12 protein-coding genes are annotated in these 12,079 nt (G+C 63.3%); 7 read left to right on the forward strand and 5 right to left on the reverse strand.

Annotation, left to right across the window (positions count from 1 at the left end; genetic code table 11):
• From RJQ10_RS10675 to RJQ10_RS10690, 4 genes are all read left to right on the forward strand, one after another.
• Nucleotides 1–474: DNA polymerase III subunit beta (locus tag RJQ10_RS10675; RefSeq protein WP_350146399.1), on the forward strand; the 474-nt coding region annotated here is incomplete at its 5' end.
• Between the two features lie 9 nt (nucleotides 475–483).
• On the forward strand, nucleotides 484–1,605 hold the full coding sequence (gene recF, locus RJQ10_RS10680) for a DNA replication/repair protein RecF (RefSeq protein WP_350146401.1): 1,122 nt from the start codon (nucleotides 484–486) through the stop codon (nucleotides 1,603–1,605).
• A 104-nt stretch (nucleotides 1,606–1,709) separates the two neighbouring features.
• Nucleotides 1,710–4,127 (forward strand): DNA topoisomerase (ATP-hydrolyzing) subunit B, encoded by a 2,418-nt coding sequence (gyrB, locus tag RJQ10_RS10685; protein ID WP_350146403.1) that lies wholly within the window; start codon nucleotides 1,710–1,712, stop codon nucleotides 4,125–4,127.
• 94 nt (nucleotides 4,128–4,221) lie between these two features.
• Complete coding sequence (locus RJQ10_RS10690; protein WP_350146405.1) at nucleotides 4,222–4,671, forward strand: MOSC domain-containing protein; 450 nt, start codon at nucleotides 4,222–4,224, stop codon at nucleotides 4,669–4,671.
• Here RJQ10_RS10690 and RJQ10_RS10695 read toward each other — a convergent pair.
• From RJQ10_RS10695 to RJQ10_RS10705, 3 genes are read right to left on the reverse strand one after another with little or no spacing between them, the layout of a single operon-like run.
• Nucleotides 4,655–5,944 carry an MgtC/SapB family protein gene (locus tag RJQ10_RS10695; protein ID WP_350146407.1) on the reverse strand — a complete coding sequence of 430 codons (1,290 nt, stop codon included), beginning with the start codon at nucleotides 5,942–5,944 and terminating at the stop codon, nucleotides 4,655–4,657. The genes RJQ10_RS10690 and RJQ10_RS10695 overlap by 17 nt on opposite strands.
• A gap of 11 nt (nucleotides 5,945–5,955) precedes the next feature.
• The gene (locus RJQ10_RS10700; RefSeq protein ID WP_350146409.1) at nucleotides 5,956–7,323 is read right to left on the reverse strand and encodes a multicopper oxidase family protein; all 1,368 of its coding nucleotides are present in this window, start codon (nucleotides 7,321–7,323) and stop codon (nucleotides 5,956–5,958) included.
• Nucleotides 7,323–8,738 carry a TolC family protein gene (locus RJQ10_RS10705; RefSeq protein ID WP_350146411.1) on the reverse strand — a complete coding sequence of 472 codons (1,416 nt, stop codon included), beginning with the start codon at nucleotides 8,736–8,738 and terminating at the stop codon, nucleotides 7,323–7,325. Before RJQ10_RS10705 ends, RJQ10_RS10700 begins: the two co-directional genes overlap by 1 nt.
• 102 nt (nucleotides 8,739–8,840) lie before the next feature.
• On the opposite strand from RJQ10_RS10705, the gene RJQ10_RS10710 reads away from it, so the two are divergent.
• Both RJQ10_RS10710 and RJQ10_RS10715 read left to right on the forward strand, forming a co-directional pair.
• Nucleotides 8,841–9,143, forward strand: coding sequence for a hypothetical protein (locus RJQ10_RS10710; RefSeq protein WP_350146413.1), 303 nt, complete (start codon nucleotides 8,841–8,843; stop codon nucleotides 9,141–9,143).
• Nucleotides 9,144–9,239: 96 nt separating this feature from the next.
• Nucleotides 9,240–10,007 carry a TSUP family transporter gene (locus RJQ10_RS10715; RefSeq protein WP_350146415.1) on the forward strand — a complete coding sequence of 256 codons (768 nt, stop codon included), beginning with the start codon at nucleotides 9,240–9,242 and terminating at the stop codon, nucleotides 10,005–10,007.
• Nucleotides 10,008–10,019: 12 nt separating this feature from the next.
• Here the strand turns inward: RJQ10_RS10715 and RJQ10_RS10720 are convergent, their stop codons facing one another.
• Nucleotides 10,020–10,427, reverse strand: coding sequence for a Zn-ribbon domain-containing OB-fold protein (locus RJQ10_RS10720; RefSeq protein WP_350146417.1), 408 nt, complete (start codon nucleotides 10,425–10,427; stop codon nucleotides 10,020–10,022).
• Nucleotides 10,428–10,429: 2 nt separating this feature from the next.
• Nucleotides 10,430–11,635, reverse strand: coding sequence for a thiolase family protein (locus RJQ10_RS10725; RefSeq protein ID WP_350146419.1), 1,206 nt, complete (start codon nucleotides 11,633–11,635; stop codon nucleotides 10,430–10,432).
• A 40-nt stretch (nucleotides 11,636–11,675) separates the two neighbouring features.
• On the opposite strand from RJQ10_RS10725, the gene RJQ10_RS10730 reads away from it, so the two are divergent.
• The coding region (locus tag RJQ10_RS10730) for a hypothetical protein (RefSeq protein WP_350146421.1) at nucleotides 11,676–12,079 on the forward strand (404 nt) is incomplete at its 3' end.

Genomic DNA, 12,079 nt, shown 5'->3' on the forward strand with positions numbered 1-12,079 from the left:
GAAGATCAGGATATCTCGGTGGTCCTGGGTACCAACCACCTGCGGGCGACCACTGCGGAATTCACTTTTACCTCCAAGCTCGTAGACGGCAAGTTCCCTGATTACGAACGGGTTCTGCCGCGGGCGGCGGACAAGATTATCATTGGCTCAAGGCTGGATTTGCGCCAGGCGTTCACGCGAACCGCCATTTTGTCCAATGAGAAATACCGCGGCGTGCGCCTCAAGCTGGGACACGACGTCATTGAGATAGTCGCCAACAACCCTGAGCAGGAACAGGCAGAGGAGCAGGTATCTGTCGAATACCAGGGCGATTCCGTGGAAATTGGCTTCAATGTCAGTTATCTGCTGGATGTGCTTGGGGTGCTCAGTGGGGAGAAGGTCAAGCTGTCCATGTCCGACCCCAATAGCAGCGCTCTGCTGGAAGAGTCGGATGACGGCGACTCACTCTATGTCGTCATGCCCATGCGACTCTGACGGGGTGTTTTGTTAACCCAGCTCCAGATTCATAACGTCCGGAACCTGGAGCAGGTAACGCTGCAGGGTCTGGCGAGGATCAATATCTTTTTTGGCGCCAACGGCAGCGGCAAGACCAGTATTCTCGAGGCTGTGCACATGCTGGGGATGGCAAAGAGCTTTCGCCCCGGCGCCACCCGGACACTTGTTACCCACGGCAGGCAGGATTGCACGGTATACGGCGTGGCTGCCGAAGGTGGAACCCGAAGTCGTATCCCGGTGGCGGTCCGGCGCTCAATGGCGGGTGAGGTACAAATCAAGCTGGGTGGACAGGTGGTTCGGTCGGTAGCCGAGCTTGTTGAACAGCTGCCCCTGCAGGTCCTGAATGCAGCGAGCTTTGAGTTACTCACAGGCTCGCCGGCTGCCCGCCGTCAGTTTCTCAACTGGGGCGTGTTCCACGTGGAACATCGCTTTTTCGCCGAGTGGCAGCGTTTCCAGCGGTGCCTGAAACAACGCAACAAGCTGCTCCGGCATGGTAAACTTGACCATTCCGAGTTGACGGTATGGACGCGAGAACTCGCGGACAGCGGTGACCGGATTCATGAGTTCCGATTGCAGTACTTTGAGATGTTGGCGCCGAGCTTCAGGGCAATCATGAGCCGGTTGGCGCCTTCACTACAGGAGCTGGAACTCAGGTATCGTAAAGGTTGGGAGAAGTCACTGAGCTATAGGGAAGCGCTGGAGGCAGGGCTGCCGGCCGATGTGGAGCAGGGTTATACCCATATCGGCCCCCAGCGTGCAGATTTAAAGGTTACCTCCAGTGGGTATTCTGCCGCTGAAACGCTGTCCAGAGGGCAGCAGAAGCTGGTGGTGTGCGGACTGAAGCTGGCCCAGGGGCGCTTGATTGCGGGTCCACGCCAGGGTTCCTGCGTATACCTTGTAGACGATCTTCCGGCTGAGCTGGATCAAAGGCACTGTGCGCTGGTGTGTGAAGCGCTGGCGGAACTGGAGTCACAGGTGTTCATCACCTGCGTGGCGAAGACAGATCTGGAGGCAATGTGGCCACCCGGGACGAAACCTGCCCTGTTCCACGTGGAACAGGGGAGTCTTTCTGAGGCGCTCGGTGGTGAGCCCGCCGCTCTCCCCGGCTGACCCCGCGGCCAGGCGAAACGATCTACGGGTTCCATGCGCACCCGACTATAAGTCGCAACCGAAGGGTTTTTACGACCTGCAAGCTGAAAAATGAGAGTTGTTTGATGAGCGATAATGAGCAAAGTTACGATTCCTCCAGTATCAAGGTTCTCAAGGGCCTGGATGCGGTCCGCAAGCGGCCGGGTATGTACATCGGTGACACCGATGACGGCACTGGCTTGCACCACATGGTTTTCGAGCTTGTCGACAACTCAATCGATGAGGCGCTGGCCGGCCACTGCACTCGCATCGACATCGTCATTCATCCCGATGAGTCGGTCACGGTCAGTGATGATGGGCGCGGCATACCGACTGAAATGCACGAGGAAGGTGTGTCGGCTGCCGAAGTGATCATGACTGTGCTGCACGCGGGCGGCAAGTTTGACGACAACACCTACAAGGTATCCGGTGGCCTGCACGGCGTTGGCGTCTCGGTGGTGAATGCGCTCTCGGAAGAATTGGTGCTCACCATTCGCCGTGAGGGCAAGCGCTATGAGCAGATCTATCGCCACGGCGTGCCGCAGGCGCCCCTGGCTGTTATTGGGGAGACCCAGGGTACAGGGACGGCGGTTCGATTCAAGCCGTCACCGCAGACCTTCACCAACATCGAATTTCATTTCGACCAGCTCGGCAAGCGCCTGCGGGAACTGGCCTTCCTGAATTCCGGCGTCAATATTCGCCTGAAGGATGAGCGCTCCGGGCGCGAGGAGAACTACCAGTACGACGGCGGCCTGCGGGCTTTCGTGGATTACCTTAATCACAACAAAAGTCCGGTCAACAAGCCGTTTCACTTCCAGCTGGATACCGATGACGGCATTGGCGTGGAAATCGCACTGCAGTGGAACGATTCATTCTCCGAAAACATCTACTGCTACACCAACAACATTCCCCAGCGGGATGGAGGTACCCACCTTGCCGGGTTCCGCGCCGCCCTGACCCGCAGCCTGAACAGCTATATTGAACGGGAGGGACTGGCGAAAAAAGCCAAAGTCTCCACGACCGGTGACGATGCCAGGGAAGGTCTGACGGGGATCATCTCGGTGAAAGTTCCGGACCCCAAGTTTTCCTCCCAGACCAAGGATAAACTGGTCTCCTCCGAGGTGAAAACCGCTGTGGAGCAGGCCATGAATACCCGCTTCAACGACTATCTGCTGGAAAACCCTGGCGAGGCCAAGTCCATTGTCGGCAAGATGCTGGACGCCGCCCGCGCCCGTGAAGCGGCCCGCAAAGCCAGGGAAATGACCCGGCGCAAAGGCGCTCTGGATATTGCAGGGCTGCCAGGCAAGCTGGCCGATTGCCAGGAAAAGGACCCTGCACTGTCGGAGCTTTACCTGGTGGAGGGCGATTCTGCGGGAGGTTCGGCGAAGCAGGGACGCAATCGCAAGTTCCAGGCGATCCTGCCCCTCAAGGGCAAGATCCTCAACGTCGAAAAGGCCCGCTTCGACAAGATGCTGGGCTCGGCAGAAGTCGGAACCATCGTCACCGCCCTGGGCTGCGGTATCGGCAAGGATGAGTTCAACGCCGACAAGCTGCGCTATCACAGCATCATTATCATGACTGACGCTGACGTCGATGGCTCCCATATTCGTACCCTGCTCCTGACCTTCTTTTTCCGTCAGATGCGGGAGCTTATTGACCGCGGCCATATCTTCATCGCGCAGCCTCCCCTGTACAAGATTTCCCGCGGCAAGCAGAGCCAGTACCTCAAGGACGACGATGCGCTGAACCGGTATCTGACCCAGGGAGCGCTGGAAGGCGCCGCTATTGTTGTGAACCCGGAGGCGCCGCCGATTACCGGCGCGGGCCTCGAGGATTTGGTGGCACGATTCCGCAAGGTCGCGGCCACCATCGAGCGCCTGGGTCGCCTGTATGCGCCTCCGGTACTGTGGCAGCTGGTGTACGGCGCCACGCTCATGCCCGAGCAGATGCAGGACGAAGCCACTGTTATTGCCTTTGCAGAGCAGCTTAGTGAGCGCTTACTTACCATTGCACCCAAGGGAGCACTGTATACAGTGACCGTACGCAGGGACCATGAGCGGCAGAGCCACTTCCCCGTGGTCAAGCTCCTCGCCCACGGTGTGGAGACCGAAACCGAGTACCGGCACGAGTTCTTCTCCTCGGGGGAGTACCGCAGCATGGTGGCGCTGGGCGAGACGCTCAATACCCTGATCGACGAAGACGGCTATTTCCAGCGTGGCGACAAGACCCTGCCCACTCGCAGCTTCGAGGAGGGCCTGACCTGGCTGATGGCCGAAGCTCGCAAGGGTTACAACATCCAGCGGTACAAGGGCCTTGGGGAAATGAATCCGGAGCAGTTGTGGGAAACCACCATGGACCCGGACGCGAGGCGGATGCTGCAGGTTACGGTGGAGGACGCCATGGCGGCGGACCTGATTTTCACCACCCTGATGGGAGACCAGGTAGAGCCCCGGCGCGAGTTCATCGAAGAGAACGCACTGTCGGTTGCGAACCTGGACGTCTGAGTGCGTGGTGGCTCCGGGGCAGCTGGTCGGGCTGTATTGAAGCTGGCTCGATGGTTGTCCTGCGCTGGTGAATGCATGTAGGGAGGCGGGCTGGATGATAGAGCTTTGTGGTATTGCCATCCGTGCCCGCCCGAAGGCACCGATGGAGGCCCTCGACCGGGTACTTGTCACCCCGGAGCGGGGTGTAGAGGGGGATTTCCGCGGCAAGCCGGGTAAACGCCAGGTCACAGTACTCAGCCGGGAAAGCTGGAACAGGGCCTGTGCCGAGTTGGGGGAGGAACTGCCCTGGATGACCCGCCGGGCCAACTTGTTTATTAGTGGGCTGGAATTCACCGCGGCCCATGTGGGCAGCACTCTGCGCTTCGGTGGACTGGTGCTGCAAGTGACCCGCGAAACCGACCCCTGTGAGCGCATGGACCGGGCGCGCCCGGGATTGCGCGCGGCGCTGCATCCGGATTGGCGCGGCGGCGTCTGCTGCCGCGTCCTGTCAGGTGGTGAAATCGTGCTCGGCCAGCGCGGAGCGCTGTTCAGCCCAGGGCTGTGACCGCGACCCCCAGGCCCATGACCAGGGCTGCACCGGCAGCAGCGGGCAACAGAACGGTATTGCCGAGCTCGGCGCCACCCAGCACTCGACAGTAAACCCCCTTCGCCAATGTGTTGCTGGCCGTTGCCAGGCAGATGCACAGCAATACCAGTTCGGTCGATAGCGGGTCGCCTGCTCTCGGTGCCAGCGACAGTACAATGGGGTCGACATCGGCGAGCCCTGTGACTGTCGACAACAGGTAGAGCCCTTTTTCGCCGTACCAATCCAGCAGAGCTTCGACCGCCAGCATGACCACGGCAAGGAGAGCGCCGAACTGCAGAGCCGGCAACAGCTGAAACGGATTGCGCACGGTGGGCGGCTTTGTCTCGCCCCGCTCGCGGTGGCGCAACAACCACAGGGCAGCCCCCAGCAGCGCCAGCATGCCACCACCGAGCGGCAGCAGTGCCGGCAGCAGCAGTGCCGGCTTGAGCACAAAAACAACCACCAGCACCCGCGCAAACATGGTGCTGCAGGCGACTAGGATGCCCGCACTGAGGGTCCGTGTCTGGCTGACGTGGCGGGACAGGCGCGACAGACTGAAAGCCACAGCAGTAGAGGAGGCAAAGCCTCCCGCAAAGGAGGTCAGCAGGATGCCGTGCTTGGGATCGGTCAGGCGCATGGTGAAGTAGCCCGCCAGGGACAGACCCGAGACCAGTACCACCATCCACCACAGTTGCCAGGGATTGAGCGCGCTCCAGGGCCCGAAACCCCGGTCCGGTAGCAGTGGCAGCATCACCACTGACACCACCAGAAACTGCAGTGTCCCGGTAAGTTCCTGGCGATCAAGCACCCTTAGCCAGCGGTGCAGGGTGTCCTTCAGGTGCAACAGCAGCGCCAGCAGCACAGCACTGGCCGCCGCCGGCAATGCCAGGTCGAACGCCGGCATCACCCCGAGCCAGTAGGTCGCCATGGCGGCGACGGCCGTGGTAATGCTCACATCGTCATCGCGACGGGATTCCTGCACATAGCCGGCGGTCAACAGCAAACCGACCGGGACGAATACCAGTGCACAGACCAGCGCCGCTTGCTCCGGCAACAGGGCCCTGCCGGCGACGGCCGCGACCCCGCCCAGCAGCGCCAGCAGGGAGAAGGTACGGATACCCGCAACCCGGGCCCCTTCCGCGTGGCGCCGGTGGTGCCAGCCCCGCTCACTGCCGACCAGCAGCCCGATTCCCAGCGCCATGGCCAGGCTGGCAAACGGGCCTAGCATCTGGGTGTAGTCTGCTGTCTCCATCGGTTCCTGTGTCAGTGCTGGTGCCCCTGTCGTTTGGGCACCGGCAAGTCCTTGTTCAGCGGGTCCGCCAGTCTACCGCGTCGGGCTGGCTGGCCGTAGTCCGGATTATCACTGATACGCTGGGCGACGGTACCGGCAGGGTGCCGGTACCAACCGGGGTCGCGGAAATCTCCTGCTGCCAGCCCATCCCGGACCTTGACCACGGTGAACATACCGCCCATTTCGATGTTGCCGAAGGGGCCCTTGCCCATCATCATCGGCAGGGTATTCGGTGGACCGGTCATGTGGCCGGAGTCAGTGTGATCCTGGTGCTCACCCATGCCGTGCTCCCCCATGGCCATATAGCCCGGCAGGAGCGTGCGTATCTCATCCTCGATACCCGACTGATCCACGCCCAGGGTATTGGGAAGGTCGTGCCCCATCGGGTTCATGGTGTGATGGGACATATGGCAGTGGAAAGCCCAGTCGCCAGGGACGCCCACGAACTCGATATCGCGGATCTGCCCGACACCGATAATCTCCGTGACTTCGTTGCGCCACTGCTCACGCGGCCAGCGGCCACCGTCGCTGCCGGTTACCTGGAACTGCACGCCGTGCAGGTGGATGGGGTGGTTCCACATGGAGAGATTGCCGACTCGGATACGAACCCGCTCGCCGCTGCCGGCCACCAGCGTGTCGATCGCGGGGAATACTTTGGAGTTCATGGTCCACAGGTCGAATTCCTGCATGACCGCGGGATCGGGGCGGGATGTGCCGGGATGCATTGCCCAGTTGTGGAGGAGTATGGCGTAGTCGCGATCGACGGGTTCCGGTTCCCCCGCTTTGGGGTGGATGATGAACATGCCCATCATGCCCATGGCCAGCTGCACCATCTCATCGGCGTGTGGATGATACATGTGCGTACCGTGCTGCTGCAGGGTGAACTCATAGGCAAAGGTTTCACCTGGTTGGATGGCCGGTTGGGTGAGGCCGGAAACGCCGTCCATGCCGGAGGGCAGGATAAGGCCGTGCCAGTGGATGCTGGTGTGTTCCGGGAGCCGGTTGGTGACCAGGATCCTGACCTTGTCCCCTTCCACGGCCTCGAGGGTCGGTCCGGGGCTGGTGCCGTTGTAACCCCAGCATTTCGCTTTCGATCCCGGGGCGAATTCATGCTCGATTTCTTCTGCCACCAGGTGAAACTCTTTTACCCCGTCGACCATGCGCCAGGGCAGTGTCCAGCCGTTGGGGGTGTGCACGGGGGTGTAGCCCTGCGGGTCTCGCTGGACCGGGGTGGGTTCGCCCTCGTTGTGCTGGACATGGCCGCTCTCCGCCATTGCCCGGGTGATGGCCAGTGCTGGCAATACGCTGCCGCTGGCCAGCAGGAAGTCTCTGCGTTTCATCAGTGGTGTCCCCCATGCTGGTGATGGTGCTGTGGTTGCGGTTCCGGATCCGGCGTGCTGCGCTTTCGGGGCGCGATTATCGACACATCCAGCAGGCCATCGCCTGCGGGTGTCGCTGCGCGCCCGACCGTGCCGGCAAGCTCAACTTCCTGCTGCCAGTACTCCGCCAGCGTGGCGATGTGATCGCGCCATGCGTTGAGTTCCGATTGCTTGCTGGCGAGCAGATTGAATATCCCGTCGAGCATGAAATTGACCCGTTCCTGACGGGCCCCGACCTCATCGGCCAGCGCCGGCAATAGATCCTGCTCCCGGATCTGCACGGCCGTGCGCAAGCGGGCCAGTTCGGCCAGTTGCATGCGCAGCTGCCGCGGCAGCTGGTCGCGCAGCTCCGCCTCGCGCGCAGCGAGCAGCTCCAGCTCGGCGGCCAGCGCCAGCCGGGTACCGGCATTGCGGTGCCAGAGCGGCAGGCGGAAGGCGAGCTCTGGCCCGGTGCCCCGCTCATCGCCCGCGCGCTCGTGTTCAACACCGATTTCGGCATCGTCCAGCCAGCTTTCGGTCTTCGCCTCGTCGCCGACGCTCAACAGGCGCTTGCGCTCCCAGGCCAGGGCCTGCAGCGCCGGATGGGTGGCGAGTACGCGGGCTATCAGCGTCTCCGGGTCGGGCTGCTCGGTGGCCGGAAGTGGCAGGGACCCCGGCACCGACCAGTCTTCGTGGGGCAGTGCCAGCTGCTGGTCGAGCAGGATCCTGGCCCGGTCCCGCTGTCGCTCGGCTTCGAGCAGCGCAAGGCGCGCCTCGGCGGCACCCTTTGCCAGCTCAGCGCGTTCCAGCGGCGTGATATTGCCGGCAGAGGCAAAGCGTGTGCCCAACTGGTCCGCCCAGAGGGCGGTGTCGGAAGCACGGGTCTGTACCTGCAGCTCCTGCTCCGCCGCTACCAGCGCAAACCAGGCCGACTCGGTGTCGAGGGCGAGTTCCTGCAGGGTATCCGCGAGGCTGAGAATCGCGAGTTCGTAGTCGGCGGCGGCGATTCGCCGACGTGCCGGGCGCAGCATCACGGCGGCCAGGCTCTGGGCCAGCCCCACGGTCAGTTCGTTGCTGCCACCACTGACATCCAGCCAGCTCAGCGACAGGCTCGGGTTGAGCAGTTCACTGGCGCGCACGACATCGGCGGCTGCGATATTGAGTCGGGCATATTCAGCCCGGACAGAGGGGTGGTTAAGGATCGCTGCCTGAACAGCCCGTTGCCGTGACAGGGTGCCCCGGAACTTGTCCTGCGTGACACGGGTATCCAGGCCGCGTGCCAACAGAGCCGCCTGTGCCTGTTCCACGCCGTGATCTGGTGGCTGACTGGCGCATGCTGTCAGCACCGCCAGCACCAGCGCCAGCCCGGTACGGCGGGCGCAGTCTGAGTATTTCATCGGTAAGTTCTCCAGCTATATGGAGGAATCCCTGCACATGCAGCAGGGACGCTCGCGAAATCAGGCTGGAGCGGCGGCTGGAGGTCTGAGCAAGGGGAAGGGGTGTGGCTGGAGCAGCCCCGCCACGACCGGGTCGTGGACCGCGGCGGCAAGGGGCGCTGTTGTGGCCTGGAATACCGAGAGTGGCAGCGCTATCGCGGCGCAGCTGAGCTTGCAGCCGAGGTCGCAGCTACCGCATTCTGTGGCCGGTTGAGCGGCTGCATCGCCGTGGTTGGCATGGCCTTCGTGCTGCCCTGCCCCGGCCTCGTGGTGCGCCGGGGAACTGTTGTCGATGCCAGTCGCCGTGGGCGCAGCCCCACAGCGCTGATGCTGCCCCGCCGACAGGCCGGCAGGCAGAATCAGTAACATCGTTAGCAGCAGACGCAGTATCATGTGCGGATGCTAGCATGTTTTTGGACAGACCCACAGCCAGCCCGGCGACTGGCCCCGGGCGCCTGAGGCATGGGTCTGCTGGATGCACTGCTGCCCCCCGCCCTCGAGCCCGCTGCGGCCCTGCTGCTGGTCCTGAGCTCGGTAGCCACGTCGATGATCACCGCCAGCCTCGGAGCCGGCGGCGGCCTGTTGTTGCTGCTGCTGATGGCGCTCTGGCTACCACCGGCGGCCCTGATACCCGTCCACGGCATGATCCAGCTCGGTTCCAACAGTGGCAGGGCCCTGCTCACCTGGCGCAGCATTGACTGGCGCCTGATAGCCGCCTTTGCGCCGGGTGTCGTCGCCGGGGCGCTGCTCGCGGCCTGGCTGCTGGTGGAGCTTCCGGTCTGGCTCTGGCAGTCCAGCATTGCGGTTTTTGTCCTCTACCTGTGTTGGGGTCCGCGCTTGCCGACCGTTGCCGTGGGGATACCGGGAACCTTCGCCGCCGCGGCGCTGACCAGCTTTGCGAGCATGTTTGTGGGTGCCACCGGCCCCCTGGTGGCGGCTTTCGTCAAACAGATTCACAGCGACCGCTTTGCCACCGTGGCGACCTTCGCTGCGGCCATGACCCTGCAGCATGCGCCGAAGGCGCTGGTATTCGGCTTCGCAGGCTTTGTGTTCCAGGACTGGCTGGCCTTTATTGCTGCGATGATAGCGGCGGGACTGGCGGGAACCTGGATCGGCATCCACCTGTTGCGGCGCATCAGTGATCATCGTTTCGCCTTTACCCTGAATGTATTGCTGACACTGCTGGCCCTGCGCCTGCTGTGGCAGGCGGCGGCGAGCCTGGTGCCGTGAGTCTGTGGCGTATCAGGTGTCCACCGCGGTAAACAGCAGGCGGGCCGCACCGGAATCATCGAGCAGGTCGAATACCGGTTGTAGCGCCATGCCGATGCGCATGGCATCCGGCTCCACCCCGACCAGGGCGCTGTTCATGTTGAAGCCCTCGGCCAGGGTCACGATCGCAAGGTTCTGCGGCGCTGGTTGGGCAAACACCGGCAGCGTGGGGATACGCGCGATAGTGAAGCTGCAGAGGGTAGCGCGCCCGGAAACCTGCCGCCATGTCAGTGCCGTGGAGCAACAGTGCGGGCAGTGCCGCCGCGGGTAGAAAATCCAGCCATCGCAGTGGTCACAGCGGGGGACGACGATACGCCGGTGCCGCAGACCGTCCCAGAACGGCTGGCTGATACTGGTCGGGCGGGGCACGGGGGTGTGCATGGTCAGGCTCCTGCCAGGACCAGGGCGCCCTGCTCACTCATGACCCCTCCGGTGCCGGAGACGAAGGCATTGTCGTGGTGCCGCAGTTGTCGTGCGCCGGCGCCCCCGCGAATCTGGGTGACGGCCTCGAGCAGCTGTGACATGCCCCCGGCAGCGCCAGACTGTCCAAACGACAGCTGCCCGCCGTGGGTGTTGAGGGGAAAGTCGCCCCGCCAGGTCAGGTCGTGCTCGCGCAGGAAGGCCATGCCCTCCCCCTTGGCGCAAAAACCCGCATCCTCCAGGCTCAGCAATACGGTGATGGTGTAGCAGTCATAGATCTGCGCCATATGCATGTCAGCGGGCTTAAGGCCGGACATGGCGAACGCCCGCCGGGCCGCTGCCGCGATCGGGGTTACGGTCATGTCGCGGGCGTAGCTCGGGGACTTGAAATCCAGTTGCTCGCCGCAGCCGCGAACCATCACCGGGCGCTGGCGACAGTTGCGGGCCAGGTCACCGCTGGCGACGATGAAGGCCGCGCCCCCTGCCACCGGCATGACGATTTCCAGCAGGTGCAGAGGATCGGCCACCATTCTGCTGGCCAGCACATCCTCAACGGTGAGTGGCTGGCCGTGAAACAGTGCCTCGGGATTGGCCAGTGCGTTGCTGCGCTGATCGACGACGATCTTCGCCATGGCGGCGGGGTCATAGCCATAGCGATGGGCATACTGCTGCGCGATCATGGCATAGCCGGTGTTCTGCCCGAGGTGCCCGTAAGGAATATCGAACTCCGCTTCCGGTGCCCCGTAGCGGTCGCTGTGGGCACCGTAGCCCGTGGCCCCGGCGGCAGGGTCCGCATCCGGGTCCGGGGGGGGCAGTCGCGCCGGGATGACGCAGAGCACCGCACGGCACAGCCCCAGTTCGATCGCGGCGGCGGCGCGCCAGGCCATGGCCACCGCGCTGGTGCCCCCGAGATCGACCACCTCGGCAAAGCTGACCCGGATTCCGAGGTATTCCGCGACCACGGCGGGTACGAACGCCGAGGCCTCGTGAAAGTGCGCGCCGTTGACGGCGAGGCCATCCAGGTCGTGCAACCCCAGGCCCGCATCGGCGAGTGCCTGCCCGGCGAGCTCGGCAATCTGCTCAAGGTGGAACATGCGCGGCGCGGTCGCGTACTTCTCCGGCTTGTACTGTGCGCAGCCGACGATGGCTGCCTGCCCTCTGAGGCCCACTTGCGCTCCTGTCTCATATAGTCTGTGCGGCTGGTCAATAGTGCGGCAGAAACGCGCCTTCCTGAACCCCGCGCCACTGCCCGAGGCCCGAAATCGCACAGCGGCCTGCCCGGGTAAACCAGATACCCCTGAAACCACCGGGCGCTCCGGGACCGCGGACTTTCTTGATCTGGCGCAGGGCAACGAAGGCAGCCGGCGTTACTCGCCGCACGGGCACCGGGGTGGCACCACCGCGGCCCGCGGGCACTATATCTGGTGGCTGTTCGGCAAATTTACCCGCCTATATCGTTTTGGCTTGCCTGACACCGTGACCTTCGCGCACACTACCCCGGGTTTGCAGGTCACAGGAGCAATAGTCATGGGGGAAGTCGTCAAGGCTTTGCACACGGTAGTCGATATTGGCCTGCAGGACGCCTCCCTGGACATCTGGGACCGGAAGTACCG

The organism is Haliea sp., assembly GCF_040222615.1.
Taxonomy (GTDB): Bacteria; Pseudomonadota; Gammaproteobacteria; order Pseudomonadales; family Halieaceae; genus Haliea.